The sequence below is a fragment of the Halomonas sp. M1 genome (assembly GCF_029581375.1).
Taxonomy (GTDB): Bacteria; Pseudomonadota; Gammaproteobacteria; order Pseudomonadales; family Halomonadaceae; genus Vreelandella.
The window spans coordinates 1,083,130-1,099,679 of record NZ_CP121119.1 but is presented as its reverse complement, the minus strand read 5'-3'; the positions used below and the strand labels follow the sequence as shown (position 1 = coordinate 1,099,679).

Here is a 16,550-nt window from a genome sequence, read left to right as displayed (position 1 = left end):
TGCTTTTAATAAACAGCAGGCTGAAAAAACTCTTTCAAGGATGATGATATGAACACGTCTCTCTCTGCGGAAAATCAGCGCTTATACACACCTGTAAACGCACTAAAAGCCCACGCTGAACAGATACAGGCCCAGTCGTTAAGCGATTTGCTAAGCAGTAATTCGGAGGCGACCCTTCAGCGTGCTAAAGCGTTAGCCTTCACCTTTGGCACGCTGCATGTGGATTACAGCAAGCAGCGTGTGACCGCTACCACCTTAGATTTGTTAGTAGAGTGGGTGCGGAGCTGCGGTTTAGAAGCTAAACGCAAGGCGCTGTTTGCGGGCGCTAAGGTTAACGCCTCTGAAAGGAGAGCGGCGCTGCACATGGCGGCTCGGTGGCCTGCCACCGTAACGCCCCCTGTGGGTATGGAGAGCGCTGCTACGTTTTGCCAGCAGCAGCGTGAGCGCATGGTCGATATGGTTAACCGTGTGCATCAAGGGCACTGGTATGGCGCCACCGGGCAAGCAATTACCGATATTGTGCATATAGGCGTTGGCGGCTCTGATCTAGGGCCAAAACTTGTCAGTGAAGCCTTAGCTGACCGGCCTAGCAGCACAAAAGTGGGCGTGCACTACGTTTCTACAATGGATGGCTCTCAGTTGCTGCCACTCATGGAGCAACTCGACCCTGCCACGACGCTGTTGGTGCTGGCTTCTAAATCCTTCACCACGGCCGACACGCAGTTTAATGTGCGCACGGCACTGGCGTGGTTGAGCCATGCGCTTGAGGTAGATGAAGATACCGTTTGCCGCTATCAATTAATCGGCGTGTCATCAAAGCCAGAAAAAATGGCTGAGTTTGGTATTCCAGGCGCCCATCAACTGGAATTTAAAGAGTGGATAGGCGGGCGCTTTTCGCTTTGGTCGCCCATTGGCATCAGTGTGGCGATGCAGCTTGGTATGGCGTGCTTCGACGCGTTGCTCGAGGGCGCCCATGCAATGGACAGGCACTTTCTTGAGGCACCCTTAGCGTCTAATTTTCCTGTGTTGATGGCGTTGATGGGCGCTTGGAATAGTCAGTTCCTACATATACCGACCCATGCCGTGCTGCCTTATGATGGCCGCTTAAAGAGTCTACCTGGATACTTACAGCAGTTGGAGATGGAATCTAACGGCAAAAGTGTGGGCCGCGATGGTCATTCGGTTAATCATGCCACTTGCCCTATTATGTGGGGCGATGTTGGGCCAAATGCTCAGCATGCGTTTTATCAGCTACTTCATCAGGGCAGCCACACGATAAGTGCAGACTTTATTGCTGTGGCATCACGCCCCGCGGTAGCCTCTGAAAAAGTGAACCATGCGCTGCAGTCTCAGGAAGCGCTCACCTTGGCAAACTGCTTAGCCCAAGCGCAGCTGTTTGCGCTGGGAGATGATGCCATTCCCCAGGCGTTGCGGGGCTATATGGCGCAGGGTTATCGCGGTAACCAGCCTAATTCTGTTTTACTCTTCAAAGCGCTGGATGCGTGGACGATTGGGGCGCTGCTGGCGCTTTACGAGCATAAGGTGTTTGTACAATCGGTGCTGTGGAACCTCAACCCCTTCGACCAGCCAGGGGTAGAGCTTGGTAAGCAGCTGGCTACCAGCCTTTATCACACGTTATCGGGTAAGCCAGTCGAGCAGCAAAACGTCGAAGACCCAAGTACTGCGCAGCTGCTGCGTAAAGTAACTGAGTGGCGCGAATAGTTTAACGAAAAAGGAAGTATGTAATGTCCCAAGTGCGCAAAGCGATTATTCCGGTCGCCGGTTTCGGTACACGGCTGTTGCCGATCAGCAAGGCGATCCCGAAAGAGATGGTGCCCGTTGTTGATCGCCCGCTCATTCAGCACGTGGTAGAAGAAGCGCTGGCGGCGGGCATTAATGAGATCATTTTAGTAACAAGAGCAGGGAAGTCGGCGATTGAAGACCATTTTGATGCGCATTTCGAGCTTGAGCACTCGCTGGCAAGTAAGGGTAAAGATGCGCTGCTTGAAACGCTTTCTGCCATTTCGCCTAAACAGCTAAAGGTCACCAGCGTACGCCAGCCCAATGCCAAAGGCTTGGGCCATGCTATTTTCTGTGCTGCACATCTGCTGGATAAAGATGAACCGTTTGCGGTGATCCTTCCGGATGTACTGGTGAAGCCCCAAGTAGGCAGCACTGCCTGTGACCTGGGCAGCATGGTGGCGCGTTGGAATGCCAACGATGCCTCCCAGATCATGGTGGAAGCCGTTCCACAGGAAGACGTTTACCGCTACGGCATTGTGGACTGTGACGAGCCTGTCGCTGGCGAGAGCGCCACAATGCGTGGTGTGGTTGAAAAGCCAACGCCAGAGGATGCCCCTTCGCGGCTTTCCGTCATTGGTCGCTATGTGCTGCCGTATCGCATTATGGAACTGCTGCGAGACCAGCCGCCGGGCGCTGGCAATGAAATCCAGCTGACCGATGCCATTGACCGCTTGATGCAGGAAGGCAAAACCGTTCAAGCCTTCCGCATGCACGGCCGCACCTTCGACTGCGGGCACATCGAGGGCTGGTTGAAAGCCAATACCACGCTCGCCCGCGAAGCAGGTTACGATATTTGATGCTGTCTTAATAAGTGCGTTTCATTAAAGCCGCTCAGCTAATCACTGTAGCGGCTTTTTTTTGGCCCAACACATGGAGGAAAGGTATGCACGATTTGCTAGAGCAAGTGTTAGGGATTGCCTACAAAGCCAATGAGGCCATTATGTCGGTTTATGCCCGCAGCTTTAGTGTTGAGCTAAAAGCCGATAAAAGCCCGCTCACGGAAGCAGACCAAGCTGCTCATAACGTGATTATGCAGGGATTGCAGGCGCTTTCTCTGCGGTTACCTATTCTCTCTGAAGAAGATATTGCAGGATTTACTGGGGTAGACAGCGAAAGCCGTTATTGGCTGGTAGACCCGCTGGATGGCACTAAAGAATTTATTAAGCGCAATGGTGAATTTACGGTCAACATTGCGCTGATTCAGAACGGAAAGCCAGTATTGGGCGTGGTGACCGCGCCTGCTCTCGACACTGCTTACTTAGCGGCTGAAGGAGTAGGGGCATTTAAGATAGAAAACGGTCAGCGTCATGCTATTCAAACAGCAGGAAAACCAGCGCCTGATAAAGTGTGGCGAGTCATGGGTAGTCGTTCTCACCCAAGTCCAGATTTAGCAGCCTGGCTGGATAAACTAGGCCGCCACCAGGTTCAGCCTATGGGGAGTTCGCTCAAATTTGGCGTAATCGCGGAAGGTAACGCCGATGTTTACCCACGCCTGGGGCCTACCTGCTTATGGGATACTGCCGCCTCCCACGCTATTTTGCTTCAAGCGGGCGGCCGTATAGAAACCCTGCAAGGCGAACCACTCAGTTATGCCAATCCAGCTGAAAAATTGAACCCTCATTTTGTTGCTTGGGGGTATTAACCGCAGTGCAACGTCGCCCGCCTTTTGGGCGACTCGTTGTGGAGTGGAGATGCTCATCCCAATTCATATCAGCGACAATGGCAGCATTCTGAGCTTCCCGGTCTTTGATTTTAACGTTTTTGCCCACTAATCGTTTAAATTTAGTTTATTCAATTTGCATGATGCACCAGAAGTGCGCAGTTTTTTTTAGACTTTAGTCTATTTTTGTTGGTTTTTTGCCCCATACCGAAGCGGCATAGGGTATGCATGATTACGCTCTCGCAGTTAAATATGTGAAAGCTCTGGCCGGCCAATTACGTATTTTAAAACTGCAAATGGTGTCTATTTATGCCCTATGTCCACGATACGCTGACGCGTTTAGCGAAAAGTAGCCCTGCACAGTCAGAGTTTTATCAAGCCACTGAAGAAGTGTTGGAGTGTCTTCGTCCACTGTTTGAGCGTGCGCCGCATTACCATCAGCACAGCATCATTGAGCGCATCGTCGAGCCTGAACGCCAAATTATGTTCCGCGTTAGCTGGGTGGATGATGCTGGTCGCGTTCAAGTGAATAAAGGGTACCGCGTACAGTTTAATTCCGCGCTTGGGCCTTATAAGGGTGGTTTGCGGTTCCACCCTAGTGTGACGTCTGGAATCATCAAGTTTCTGGGCTTTGAGCAGATTTTTAAAAATGCACTGACCGGTTTGCCGATTGGCGGTGGTAAAGGTGGTTCTGACTTCGATCCTAAGGGCAAGTCTGACAACGAAATCATGCGTTTTTGTCAGTCGTTTATGACGGAGCTTCACCGCCATATTGGCCCGCATTCCGATGTACCTGCAGGTGATATTGGCGTTGGTTCAAGGGAGATCGGCTATCTGTTTGGCCAATATAAGCGTTTGACCGGCCGTTATGAAGGTGTACTGACTGGCAAAGGGCTTAACTGGGGTGGCTCGCTGGGCCGCAAAGAGGCAACCGGCTACGGTGCGGTTTATTTTGCCCAGAATATGCTAACCGCCCGGGGCGAAGCGTTGCGCGGTAAAACGTGTTTGGTGTCGGGCGCGGGCAATGTGGCTATCTATACCATTGAAAAGCTGTGCGAGTTAGGCGCTAAGCCGGTTACGTGCAGTGATTCCACCGGCACGATTCACGATCCTAGCGGTATCGATTTGGGCTTACTCAAGCAGTTAAAAGAAGTACAGCGCGTTTCACTGGAAAACTATCTTCACGACCATCCGGACGCGCAGTTCATTTCGGTGCGGGATTATCCGCAGGATGGGCATGCGGTATGGCGCATTGAGGGCGATGCAGCCTTCCCCTGTGCTACCCAAAACGAGCTGACCGAAGCAGACGCTAACGCCTTGTTGGCTAACGGTGTTAACTGCGTTAGCGAAGGCGCCAACATGCCCTCCACCAAAGAGGCCGTAGACCGCTTTTTGGAAGCCAAGATTGCTTACGGCCCAGGTAAGGCGGCTAATGCCGGCGGGGTGGCGACCAGCCAGTTGGAAATGGCGCAAAACAGCAGCATGGAGCAGTGGCCGCTCGAAAAAGTTGACGAGAAGCTGAAGCAAATTATGGCGGATATCCATCGCCAGTGTGCTGAGACAGCGGAAGAGTTTGGCGAGCCCGATAACTTAGTACTAGGCGCCAATATTGCAGGCTTCCGTAAGGTAGCGGATGCGATGATTGAGCAGGGCGTGACCTGATCGCTTTTACAGCCTAATGCGTATATAGTGCTTGTATACAGTCCTTCCCTTTTTGGGGAGGGCTTTTTTTGTGGTTTATTTTTTACTGCTTTCTAAGGAGAGTAACCATGGGGCAGCGTCCTCCGATTATTATTAACCGTATTGATGCCGAACGGCTTCAGCGCCTGATCGATAATGCCGCTGAGAAGGACTTGATGGTGGCAGAGCTACTCGAAGAGGAGCTGCTGCGCGGTGAAGTGCTTGACCCCCAGGAAATTCCTGAGGATGTGGTAAGTATGAATAGCCAAATACGCTTTACCGATTTGACGCGTGAGCGTCAGATGATTCGTACCCTGGTGTACCCGCACTCGCTGGAAAGCGTGCCCGACGGTATTTCGGTGATGGCACCCATCGGGGCGGCGTTAATCGGCCTTAAAATAGGCGACGTGATTGAGTGGCCGCTACCCAACAACACTGAAGTACGTCTGCGCGTCGATGCCATTTTCTGGCAGCCTGAACGCGAGCAACAGTTTCATCGCTAGTGAGTCGAGCGTTAACCCCCACGCTTTTGCAGGCTTTCGACCGCGAGTTCGATATCCTGAGGGCGTTGCAGCACGTTAAGCAATACGATAGCGCGCTCTTCGCCTTTGCAGCGTTGGAAGACGGCTTCTAAATCTTTGAAGGGGCCATCGGTAATGGTGACTTTCTCACCGGCGCTAAAATAACGGTGGCTGCCTTCTTGGCGATGTGGCTGCGTTAGCAAAGTTTCGATGAGTGCGTTGGGCACCGCAATGGGGGTATTGCCGAAGGTAAGTAGCCGCAAGACGCCCCGTGTAGAGCGGATGGGGCGCCAGTTACTCACGGTTTGGTCCAGGCGGATAAACAGGTAGTAAGGGAAGAGCGGCTCGGTGATTGTGGTTAGCTTACCCTGACGTTTGCGCTGTACGTCCAGTACGGGGTGGAAGACCTCGTAATCCTGATTAGCGAGATGCTCAGCAGCGCGAAAAGACTCGCCACCTTTGCACTGTATGACGTACCAGCAGGGTTCACCGTTCTCTTTGCTCTCAGGGTCTTCTTGGCCCGATACTTCTTCCATGGTCATTACCTTTTGTGATTAGAAAGCAGGGTAACAAGTGTATCTAGGGTCGTGTCAATGTGTTCCTGGGTATGTTCGCAGGATAGGAAAAAACGTAATCGGGCGCTCTTTTCCGGCACGGCCGGATAAAGGATAGGTTGCACGTTGATATGCTGTTCAAGCAACGCATGAGAGAGGTGTGCTGCCAGCGGCGAGCTTCCCACAATCACCGGCACTACTGCCGAACCAATGCTATGGCCGGTATCCAAGCCGCGCGCCTGTGCCTGCTCTAAAAAATAGCGGGAAATCGATTGTAGCTGAGTCACTCGCTCGGGCTCTTGCTGCATCAGCTCCAGCACTTTTAACGAGGGAGCTGCAACTTGAGCCGGCATGCCAACGCTGTACAAAAAGCCGGGCGCGAAGTAGCGCAGCGTTTCGACTAGCGCTTTGTTGCCAGCAATGTAGCCGCCGCACCCAGAAAGCGTTTTGCTCATGGTACCCATCCAAATATCCACCTCGGTTGGGTCAATGGCAAAGTGCTCCCGCAGTCCTAGACCGGTGTCACCCATTACGCCAAACGAGTGCGCCTCATCCACCATTAACCACACTTGATGACGCTGCTTTAGCGCAATAAAGCGGGGTAGGTCGGGGATGTCGCCATCCATACTGTAAAGCCCTTCAATAACCACGATCACCCGCTCAAACTGGTGGCGGTGGCGGCTTAACAGGGCATCTAACGCCTCTGGGTCGTTATGATTAAACGACATGCGCTTGGCGCCAGAGAGTTGAGCGCCTACTAATGAACTGTTGTGAATGTACTCATCGTGGAGTACCAGGTCTTTTGGGCCAAGCAAATAACCCAGGGTTGAGACGTTCGTGGCGTGGCCGCTTACAAAGGCAACCGCATCTTCCACGCCGTAGGTATGGGCGATAGCTTGCTCAAGTTCACCATGGATAGGCCGTTCGCCAGAGACAACGCGGCTGGCAGAAACCGACGTGCCGTAGTGCGTGGCTGCATCGCACGCGGCTTGCACAACGCGTGGGTCACCAGAGTAACCCAGGTAGTTATAGCTGGCGAAGTTGATGCAGGTATGGCCGTGAATACTGCTCGTGGCACCGGCAAGCCCATCATGTACTTTGAAGAAGGGATCTACCAACCCGAGCTGCTCAGCTCCCTGGCGCATCATCGCAAGCTGCTGATAGCCAGGGTGAGCGTCGAACCGTGTAAAGCGCTCGGGAACTGAACGAGCACCCTCTACCCCATTGTTAGAAGGTGTCGATGCGCTGGCGGCACGTGGGGTCGGGCGTTTACGGGCCTGTTCCAGCAGTTGTCGTTTCAGTTCAGAGCGCTTGGCGGTCATGGTGTCTCGGTCACAGGTGATGAAGCTGACTCATGGGTGAGCCCGTCCGCTCCATGGCGAGCGGCCAGAGAGGCTAACGCATCTTGTGGCGCCTCTTCAACATCATCATCGTGCTGGTGCAGTTTTTGTATCAATACGCCTGCCAGTTTGTTCAAGGTAGACGCTTCACTGAGCACCATCACGGGTACCTGAACTCCTAGCCGATTTTCGATAGCTGTCATGAGCTCAACGCCCATCAGCGAGTCGAAGCCCATGTCGTATACCGAGCGGTTAACGTCGATCTTCTCTTCGTCGATCAACAGAATGCTGGCTAGTTCGGCACGTAGAAGATCCGTCACCGTGCTGTGCAGCTCTTCAGGCGAAAGGTCGGCAAGCAGAGCGCTGATGTCGTCATTACTATCAACACTGCCATCATCGTCGCTGGCACGGGCAATTTCTGTGAAGCGCGGTGCGTTAGCGGTGGGCAGGAAGCGTGCCAGGGCTCCCCACTCAAGTTCAAGCACGCCTAGGCTTGCCCCTGGGGTGATCAACATTTGCTCCAGGACCTTCAAAGCGTCGTCGGAACGCAGGGCAGAGCCGCCCAAACGCTCTTGCAGGGCGTCCCGTGTGCGGGTGTTGCGCGCCAGGAAGCCCACGTCTTCAATTGCCCCCCAGCGAACGCAGGTAGCAGGCATGCCCTCGGCGCGGCGGCGGGCAGCAAACGCTTCAAGCCAGTGGTTGGCAGCAACGTAGTTGGCTTGGCCTGGGTTGCCGAACAGCGTCGTGGCTGAGGAGTAGAGGATAAAGAAATCCAGCTCGGCTTCACGGGTAAGGGCATCCAGGTGGCGCGCACCTTCAATTTTGGGGGCCAGTACGTTTTGAATACGCGTGGCATCCAAATTGCGAATCAAGCCATCATCAATCACCGTGGCGGCATGCACAATCCCGCGAAGCGGAGCAAGCTCGTGCTGGGCGCGGGCTAGTACCTTGGCAAGTGCGTCGCGGTCAGTGATATCGCAGGCGGTGGCAAGCACCGTGACCCCTTGGGCTTCAAACTCGCTAATGGCTGCCTGGGCCTCTTCGCTGGCTGGTCCGCTGCGGCTAAGCAGAATCAACTGGCGCGCGCCTTTGCTTACTAACCACTGCGCCGTTTTAAGGCCAAAACCGCCGAGTCCGCCGGTTATCAAATAGCTGGCATGTGCCGGTAGCTGCATGGCAGCGGTACCCAGCACCTCGTTCTTAGGCGGGGCGATGGGCTGCTCATAGGTCACGACGACCTTGCCGATTTGACGCGCTTGCTGCATGTAGCGGAAGGCGTCAATCACTTGGCTGTGGCTGAAGGCGGTAAACGGCAGCGGGCTAAGCGTGCCGTCGTTAAACAGCGCCATCATTTCGCCGAACAAGCGCTGGGTAAGCGCAGGCTGCACTTTCATCAGCTGGTCGGAGTCGATGCCGAAGTAGCTGAGGTTGTTGCGGAACGGACGCAGGCCAATATGAGTATTCTCATAGAAGTCGCGCTTGCCGAGTTCTAAAAAGCGTCCAAAGGGGCGCAGGGCGCGAAGGTTTTGGTTAATGGCTTCGCCGGCCAGGGAATTAAGCACGATATCCACGCCTTCGCCCTGGGTGTCTTGCAAAATCTCTTCGGCAAAGGTGAGCGAGCGGGAGTCGTAAAGGTGCTCGACCCCCATTAAACGCAGGAAGTCGCGCTTCTCTTCAGAGCCCACCGTGGCGTAAATTTCCGCACCCAGCCACTGGGCAATTTGCAGCGCGGCAATCCCTACGCCGCCTGCGGCGCCGTGAATCAACACTTTCTCGCCGGGTTCTAGGCGCGCTAGGTGCTTCAGCGCGTAGTACACCGTAAAAAACGTGGTGGGAATGGTCGCCGCTGCGGCGTAGCTAATGCCGTCGGGCAGCGGCGCCACGGCGTGCTGACTAGCAATCAGCCGGTCACTAAAGCTTGCTGGGCCAAAGCCAACCACCGCTTGACCTGGCGCCACATGGCTAACATTTTCACCGACAGCGATGACGTCACCTGAGAACTCAAGCCCCAGGGTTGGCCCGGCGAAACCATTCTCGATCGCCTCATCAGACAAAAGCCCCAGGGTGTACATCACATCCCGAAAGTTAAGCCCGGTGGCCTTGACGCGAATTTCCACCTCATCCGCCCCGAGAGCGGGTAGCGGGCGAGGCCGCCACTGTAGTTGGCGTAGTTGGCCGGGTAAGGCAAAGCCCAGGGTCATCGCTTGGTGCGGTGTGGCTTCCTGAGCGTGGAGCGGATGGGGTGCGGGCAGCGTGCGTAGGCGGGTAGCCAAGCGCGTGCCTGCTTGGGTAATCACCAGCTCGTTTTCGTTATCCGGCGTCGTCACCGAGGCAGCAAAGGTCGCAAGGGCAGCTGCACTGGGTGCTGAGGGTACGTCGATAAGCGTTACCAGATGACCAACCGCTTCGTTCGCCAGCGAGCGACCAAAACCCCATAGCGCAGCGTCGTCACTGGTGCTGGCTTCTTGGGTGGGTAGCCAGAGCGTGACACGGCTACCTTGCCCTTCAAGCCCGCTAGCTTCTAACGCCAGTGACCATTGCTGCGCGCTATGGCAGCGCTGGGTTTGGGCGGCGGTGGTCGCTGCCCCTAGGCCGCGCAGGTCGATCACGTTCAGTACAGTGAATAGCTCATTATTTTCAGCAAGCGCCTCATTAAGCAGAGCCTGCGGAGTGGCGTCGCTGATGCGCAACCAAGCATTGGCAGTGCCAGACAGCTCGTCTAGCTGCGCAGCCAGCTGGGTGGCGAGTGCTTCTTGCGCGTGGTTTGCCACCACCACGTGGCGCGCGGCTGGTAGCGGCGACGCGGTTGGTTTTTCAGCATGCGTGTATTGAGCATGCAGCAGGTAGGCGCCTGTATCACCCTCTTCCAACGCGATAGGCGGGGATACCCTGAACCCTTGATTATTCAGCCAGTCGCTAAGGGTGCTCTGCTCAAGAGCCGTTTGGTCGATACCGGGGGTTGCCAGTACATCGTCCAGCCAGCGGCTGGGGGAAATACCCACCACCATGACCTGGGCGCCGGGGGAAAGCTGAGCGGGCAGGGCATCAATCAGCTGCCGCGTGCGTTCGGGCTGGGTCACATCCACACTGATAAAGGCAAGCTGAGCTTTTTCTGCGCAGGCAAGCAGGGGAAGGGTGTCTTCCAGTGGCTGGATGTCCATCAGCGGGAAGCGCTCTTGCAGCTGCTCCGCTTGGTGGCGGGCGGTGTCACTGGTGGTTATGGCGCGGTAGTGGTGTGCGTCTTTAGCAATATGCCGTGCGTTGGCAAGCTGCTCTAAGAGGCGCTGGCCTAAGGCTGGTGCGCAGGGGCCAGCTTCCAGTAGCTGCAGTCGCTGACCAGTAGGTAGCGTAGCTAAGGTCGCTTCCATTAGCGCCCCAAGCTCGGTGGCCAGCACCTGCCAGCCGCTCTCGCCGATCAACACTCGGTTAATACCGGCGAGATGCTCGGTTGTAATGCCCAGGCTTTCAAGCTCAGCGCTACCGTTAGTTAACTGCTCCCGATGGAGGCCTAAGCGGCCCACTAGGTGAATGGGCGCAAAGTAGTCTGGGTAGTCTTGCACCAACAGCTGCCAAATGATGTCGGGGGTCAGCTGTTCATTCTCATCTGTCGCCTGTTCGCTGTTTTGCTGGGCAAACGCTTCGCTCAGGCTATCGAGTAGCGGGGCGACTTCCTGGGCGTAACGCTGCCCAGTTTGGTGGGCATACGCGTCGCTTAGCCCTGCTAAACGGCTGAGCGCCTCGGCGGGTAGTGCCAGCGTTGCAGCATCAAGCGGCGCAGGCGTTAGCTCCACATCCAAATAACTGAAGTGCTGGTGGTGGGCACGGTTAAGACGAATCGCCTTAAAGCGCGTTTCGCTAAGCACGGCCACTGCGTTGCCTGCGGCGTCGAACAGTTCGAAATCGGCGGTAAACGAGTGGGGCGCGCGCTTACCCATCACTGCGCGGGCCACCACGGGTACGCCAGCTTCCGCATTGACCTGGATGCGACCAACGCGCACCGGCACAAAAGCGAGCTGAGCGGCAAACTCGCTGTGTTGTGCCAACAGTGGGATGAACATCTGAAAAGCGCTGTCCAGAATGCCTGGGTGGACGTGAAGCGTGTCCAACTGGCCCTGCATCACCTCCGAAAGATATACTTCCCCAATGACGCTATCGCCTTCAATCCAGCCACGGCTAATCGCCTGGAACGCAGGGCCGTAGTGCAGCCCAATCCGTTCGGCCATTTGCAGGTGCTCGTCCAACGCGTAGTCAGGGGCACGAGTGGGGAGCGTTGGCGCTTGGCGGCTGAGTAAGAAGCCGCGGCTTTCGCGCATGCGACGGGCCACGGCGTTTAGCTGCCACTCGGTGCCTGTAGCGGGTTCCCGAGAGTGTATCGCCAGTCGGCCGTCGTCTGGGTTCAGGGTAAGGCGCATGGTACGGCCATTGGGGCCGTCGAGCAGCAGCGGAGCGCGAATTTCTAGCTCTTCAATATCCAGCAGCGGGGTGTCTTTTTGCTGCAGCGCGGCCGCAAGTGTTAGCTCTACAAAGCCTGCACCGGGGAAAACAGCGCCTTCGCCGACCACGTGGTCAGCAAGCCAGGGCTGGCGTTTGGTGTCCAGCTGGCTTTCCCAGGTGTGCTCTTGCTGAGCTAGCGGGTAGCCCAGCAGCGGGTGTTGGTAATAGCGCAGTAGTAAGTTTTGACCATCGTTGGTGCCCTGCACCCAGTAATGGGTACGCTGCCACGCGTAGCGGGGAAGTAGTACGCGCTGGCCTTCCACCGGGAAAAAGCGGCGGCTATCCAGGCGTAGGCCGCTGAGCAGCAGCTGGCTTAGGCAGCGGTTAAGCCCTTCATGGCCAGGCTTGTGGCGTTCAATAGTGCCCACTACCAAACCATCACGCTCTTGCTGGCGTAAAGATTCGTTGAGATAACGACGCAAAATAGGATGGGCGCCCACTTCCACAAAGACGTTAAAACCCTGCTCCATCAGCACAGTTGCGGCGTTATCAAACAGCACCGGTTCGCGGATGTTGAGCCACCAGTAGTGGGCGCCGAGGGCGCTGCCTTCACTGGTGGTGCCGGTAACGGTGGAGATATAAGGAATCTGGGTCGTCTGGGGAGAAATATCCGCCAGCGCCTCAACGACGTCCGCTTCGATGCTGTCCATGGCCGGGCTATGGAAGGCGTAATCAAGCGGTAGCCGTTTAGCGAAAATGTCCTGGTCGCTGAGGGCGGCTTCAAGCGCGCTTAGCTGATCCCGATCACCTGCTAAGGTGATGCCTTTCGGGCTATTGATGCCTGCCAGGCTAATCTGCTGATACTCGGGTTTTTCCAACCAGGGTGCGATCTCATCGGCGCTCATGGCTACCGCACTCATCTCACCCAGGCCACGGGTCTTACCTTGGTAGTAGCTGCGGTAGTAGATGACTTTTACCGCGTCTTCCAGGCTAAGCGCTCCGGATGCCCAGGCCGCTGCTACTTCGCCAACACTATGGCCAAACACCGCTGCTGGGATGATGCCCTGGGCGCGCAACCATTCGGTAAGCGCTACTTGTAAAGCAAAGAGAGCAGGCTGGGCGATTTCTGTGCGGGCAAAACGGCCCTCTGCGTCATCAAGCTGATATCGACCGGCTAGCTCGTCGCGCAGGGAGAAATCACCGTACTGCTGGAACAGGCTATCAACGCGATCAATGGCACTGCTAAATACGGTGTCACTTTCCAACAGATCGTGGCCCATGGTTTCCCATTGGCAGCCGTTACCATCGTAAACAAATACCGGTCCGCGAGCGTCAGCTAAGCGCTCAAGGGTGGTGACTGAGTTTTCTTGACCCGCTGTTGCTTCCTCACCTTCTGCAAACTGGCTCAGGGCGTCCGCCGCGTCGGTGGGCGTGTGGGCAAAGTAGAGCGCACCGAAGGTGTGCTGCTCCCGGTGGTGGTACAGCGTGTGGGCGATATCGTAAAAAGAGTGCTCGCTGTCGCGCAGGTAGGCTGCTAAGGCCTGGGCATTGGCAACCAAGCCTTCTTGGCTGCGGGCGCTAAGTCGGATAGGTAGTGCGTCAGCAGAGGTGTGGCTAGGTACCGTGTTTTTTTCCGGCGCACTTTCTAAAATGACGTGGGCATTAGCGCCGCCAAAGCCAAAAGAGTTAACCCCAATGACTAAGCGACCCTGTGGCTTAAGTGGTTGGGCTTTGGTAACAACGCTGATATTCCACTCATCAAATTTGATGCGCGAGTTGAGCTTGCGAATGCCGATAGTGGCGGGCACTTCACGGTGCTGCAGGCTGTAGAGCGCCTTGGCAAGCCCAGCCACCCCTGAGGCTGTTTCCAGGTGGCCAACGTTACTTTTCACCGAGCCAATCAGCAGCGGCGTTTTGCGGTGTTTGCCTAACGCTTCGCCAATCGCGCGGGTCTCTATTGGGTCGCCAACGGCGGTGCCGGTGCCGTGGGCTTCCAGATAATCGATCTCGTCCGGTGAGATGCCCGCCTGCTCGTAGGCGCGGCGCATTAAATCAATCTGGGCGCTGGGGTTGGGCACTGTTAGGCCGGATTTGTGACCGTCGGTATTGACGGCTGAGCCTGCTACAACCGCCAGGATATTGTCGCCATCGGCCACGGCAAGGTCGTAGTCTTTCAGCAAAAACAGCCCGGCACCTTCTGAGCGCACGTAGCCGTCGCCTGCGTCATCAAAGACTTGGCAGCGTCCGGTTGGCGAGAGCATGCTGGCTTTGGAGAAGATAATAAAACCGTAGGGGTGCAGGTGTAGGCTAATGCCGCCTGCCAGTGCCATGGTGGTTTCGCCGCTGCGGATTGACTGGCAAGCTTGGTGAAACGCCACCATTGAAGACGAGCAGGCAGTATCCAGCGACATGCTGGGGCCGTGTAAATCAAACACATAAGAGAGCCGGTTCGAGGCAATGCTTGAGGTGTTGCCCGTGGCGGTAGAGGCGTCAATGGCCCCCATGTCGTCAGCCATGCGGTAGGAGTAATCGAGGCTGGCGACGCCCAGGAACACTCCGCACTGGCTGCCGCGTAGGCTGTTAGGGACTATGCCCGCGCTTTCCATGGCTTCCCAAGCAAGCTCCAGCAGCATGCGCTGCTGGGGATCCATATTCGCCGCTTCACGTGGCGAGATGCCGAAAAACGCTGCGTCAAACCCGCTGATGTCACCAAGGCTACCAGCGGAAAAGGTCACGCTGGTGCCAGGGTGGCGTTTGTCTGGGTGCCAGTAGGCATCATGGCTCCAGCGATCTGGAGCCACTTGGGTGACGAGGTCTTTTTCGGCTTGCAGGTCCTGCCAGAACGTTTCAGGGGTGGTGCCGGGGAAACGATGGGCGGCGCCGATAATGGCAACGCGTTTAGTCATTCTTGCTCCTGAGGTTCTGGTTCTGCCTTGATCACATCGTTACTTATATCGCGTCCAAACACTTGTTTAAATAGCCGGACGCCAAGTTCGTTGGCGACTATCTTCTGTGGCGCATGCCCAGCAGGCGCTGGACTGGGTGTTTGCCCTACTAAATCTGTCGACCATAGCATGTAAGGCGTACTGCCTGTAGGCAGTGAATAGTGCGCGTAAGCCGCGGGCAGTATCGGCACATGATCACCGTACCACCCTAACAGCCCAGGTCTAGCGACTGAGTTTAGCGCTGTTTTAACACTGCCTAGCATTTGGTCAGCTTCACCTAAGTGGTGCAAATAGACCGCTAGATCGCGTAAGTATTCTGGCAGCGGCCAAGCAGCGTTTGGCAGTGTAGCGGCCAACCGTGCCTCATCAGGTGCTTCTAAATGCAGTGGGCCGTGATTTTCCATGGTAATGACAAATAGAAATAGCGGCCTATTATCGTCATCTTCAAGCAGGCGTCCAATCTTTCGTGCCACCGCGCGGTCACTAATATATTGGCCGTGCTTATCGTGGCTGTCGAATTCGCTAACATCGATGAATGTATCAAAGCCAAGTTTGGGGAAAACCTGGTCACGCATGTAAAAGGTAGCCGGGTAAGGGTGTATGCAGACGGTGCGGTAACCCTGAGATTTAAACGCGCTGGCGATGCTTGGCAGCGGATGCCGTGTAAGGGTGCGGTAAGGGTTAAATTGACGAGCGCCCCAGGTCTCTGGCGCAAGCCCGGTAAGCACTGCGCACTCGGTTCGCACTGTGTTAGCACCCCAAGCGGGAACCTCTAAGTCGCCGTGCTGAATGGCCTCGGCGCGGGTGGCGTCAAAATGCGTTAGCAGGGTGGAAGCAACCTCAGGGCACCAAGGGCGCGGGTCGCAAAACGACTCGCTCTGCACCAACACTACGTTAGGCAGGGCAGCGTTATCAGGTGCGCGCGACCCTGCGGCCATTTGCGGATCTGCTGCAGGCTTCTGGTGCTTTGCGATGGCACTAAAGGGCGAAGAGGCCGCTGCAGGAGGTGACGAGCGCATGAGCGCACTGCCGTAGGCCCACAGGCTGGAATAAAGTCCCAGGCTATGGAGATCGGCAGCCGGCGCCAAGCTAACCGACGGTAGTTTATATAGCCCAGCCCCCACCAATAGTGCACCTAAAGCGGCTATGCCGAATGTCGCCAGTAAAAAACTAGCGCCGCTCCACTGGCTGAGTAGCGAAGACTCGAAGTAAAGAAAACTGCCAATCGCAACCGCACCAGCGCTGCTGGCGGCAATCGCAAGCCCAATACCAAAAAATGGCACGTAAAGCCTTGGGTGAAGAATCGCGTCCCAAAAATACTCAAAATCGTGGCAAATAAAAGGCTCATTGAGCGTGCGGGACTTGGTATTGCTGGACTGCACGATGACCAACTGAAGCGACAAAATAAACACCACTGCAAACCAGGGGCGCTGTAATAGTAAGGTGAATAAGCCAAACAGCAGCAGCCAGCTGCCTACATGGATGCTACTGGCGGCAATGCCACGCTGCCAGAAGGGGCGCGGACGAGGCTTTAGCAGTGCTTCACATAACAAGCTGCCTAGCAGGCCTGCCGTTAGGGGGGCTATTAAAGCAAGTGTAAAAGAGGCCTGCAT

General features: G+C 55.8%; 9 protein-coding genes. 5 read left to right on the top strand and 4 right to left on the bottom strand.

Going from position 1 to position 16,550, the window contains the following annotated elements; translation table 11 throughout:
* The first annotated feature begins 48 nt into the window (after nucleotides 1–48).
* The 5 genes from pgi to rnk all read left to right on the top strand — a co-directional run bounded on the left by pgi (nucleotide 49) and on the right by rnk (nucleotide 5,646).
* A complete protein-coding gene (gene pgi / locus P8S54_RS04915; RefSeq protein WP_281443462.1) occupies nucleotides 49–1,722 on the top strand; it encodes a glucose-6-phosphate isomerase in 1,674 nt (557 codons plus the stop codon).
* Between the two features lie 23 nt (nucleotides 1,723–1,745).
* Complete coding sequence (locus tag P8S54_RS04910; protein WP_281443461.1) at nucleotides 1,746–2,600, top strand: UTP--glucose-1-phosphate uridylyltransferase; 855 nt, start codon at nucleotides 1,746–1,748, stop codon at nucleotides 2,598–2,600.
* A gap of 86 nt (nucleotides 2,601–2,686) precedes the next feature.
* The gene (gene cysQ / locus P8S54_RS04905) at nucleotides 2,687–3,445 is read left to right on the top strand and encodes a 3'(2'),5'-bisphosphate nucleotidase CysQ (protein WP_281443460.1); all 759 of its coding nucleotides are present in this window, start codon (nucleotides 2,687–2,689) and stop codon (nucleotides 3,443–3,445) included.
* Between the two features lie 327 nt (nucleotides 3,446–3,772).
* Nucleotides 3,773–5,125 (top strand): NADP-specific glutamate dehydrogenase, encoded by a 1,353-nt coding sequence (gdhA, locus tag P8S54_RS04900; RefSeq protein WP_281443459.1) that lies wholly within the window; start codon nucleotides 3,773–3,775, stop codon nucleotides 5,123–5,125.
* A 107-nt stretch (nucleotides 5,126–5,232) separates the two neighbouring features.
* A complete protein-coding gene (gene rnk, locus P8S54_RS04895; protein WP_009096064.1) occupies nucleotides 5,233–5,646 on the top strand; it encodes a nucleoside diphosphate kinase regulator in 414 nt (137 codons plus the stop codon).
* A gap of 11 nt (nucleotides 5,647–5,657) precedes the next feature.
* On the opposite strand, the gene rfaH is transcribed toward rnk, so the two are convergent.
* The 4 genes from rfaH to P8S54_RS04875 are packed head-to-tail and all read right to left on the bottom strand — an operon-like array spanning nucleotide 5,658 to nucleotide 16,550.
* A complete protein-coding gene (gene rfaH, locus P8S54_RS04890; RefSeq protein ID WP_281443458.1) occupies nucleotides 5,658–6,200 on the bottom strand; it encodes a transcription/translation regulatory transformer protein RfaH in 543 nt (180 codons plus the stop codon).
* 5 nt (nucleotides 6,201–6,205) lie between these two features.
* Nucleotides 6,206–7,540 carry an aminotransferase class I/II-fold pyridoxal phosphate-dependent enzyme gene (locus P8S54_RS04885; protein WP_281443457.1) on the bottom strand — a complete coding sequence of 445 codons (1,335 nt, stop codon included), beginning with the start codon at nucleotides 7,538–7,540 and terminating at the stop codon, nucleotides 6,206–6,208.
* Nucleotides 7,537–14,898, bottom strand: coding sequence for a type I polyketide synthase (locus tag P8S54_RS04880; RefSeq protein ID WP_281443456.1), 7,362 nt, complete (start codon nucleotides 14,896–14,898; stop codon nucleotides 7,537–7,539). The genes P8S54_RS04885 and P8S54_RS04880 overlap by 4 nt, the downstream gene beginning before the upstream one ends.
* Complete coding sequence (locus P8S54_RS04875; protein ID WP_281443455.1) at nucleotides 14,895–16,550, bottom strand: LTA synthase family protein; 1,656 nt, start codon at nucleotides 16,548–16,550, stop codon at nucleotides 14,895–14,897. The genes P8S54_RS04880 and P8S54_RS04875 overlap by 4 nt, the downstream gene beginning before the upstream one ends.

Excerpts from the sequence above, each read along its gene's own strand:
- pgi (WP_281443462.1), top strand. The coding sequence starts at position 49 with ATGAACACGTCTCTCTCTGCGGAAAATCAGCGCTTATACACACCTGTA.
- P8S54_RS04910 (WP_281443461.1), top strand. The coding sequence starts at position 1,746 with ATGTCCCAAGTGCGCAAAGCGATTATTCCGGTCGCCGGTTTCGGTACA.
- cysQ (WP_281443460.1), top strand. The coding sequence starts at position 2,687 with ATGCACGATTTGCTAGAGCAAGTGTTAGGGATTGCCTACAAAGCCAAT.
- gdhA (WP_281443459.1), top strand. The coding sequence starts at position 3,773 with ATGCCCTATGTCCACGATACGCTGACGCGTTTAGCGAAAAGTAGCCCT.
- rnk (WP_009096064.1), top strand. The coding sequence starts at position 5,233 with ATGGGGCAGCGTCCTCCGATTATTATTAACCGTATTGATGCCGAACGG.
- rfaH (WP_281443458.1), bottom strand. The coding sequence starts at position 6,200 with ATGGAAGAAGTATCGGGCCAAGAAGACCCTGAGAGCAAAGAGAACGGT.
- P8S54_RS04885 (WP_281443457.1), bottom strand. The coding sequence starts at position 7,540 with ATGACCGCCAAGCGCTCTGAACTGAAACGACAACTGCTGGAACAGGCC.
- P8S54_RS04880 (WP_281443456.1), bottom strand. The coding sequence starts at position 14,898 with ATGACTAAACGCGTTGCCATTATCGGCGCCGCCCATCGTTTCCCCGGC.
- P8S54_RS04875 (WP_281443455.1), bottom strand. The coding sequence starts at position 16,550 with ATGCAGGCCTCTTTTACACTTGCTTTAATAGCCCCCCTAACGGCAGGC.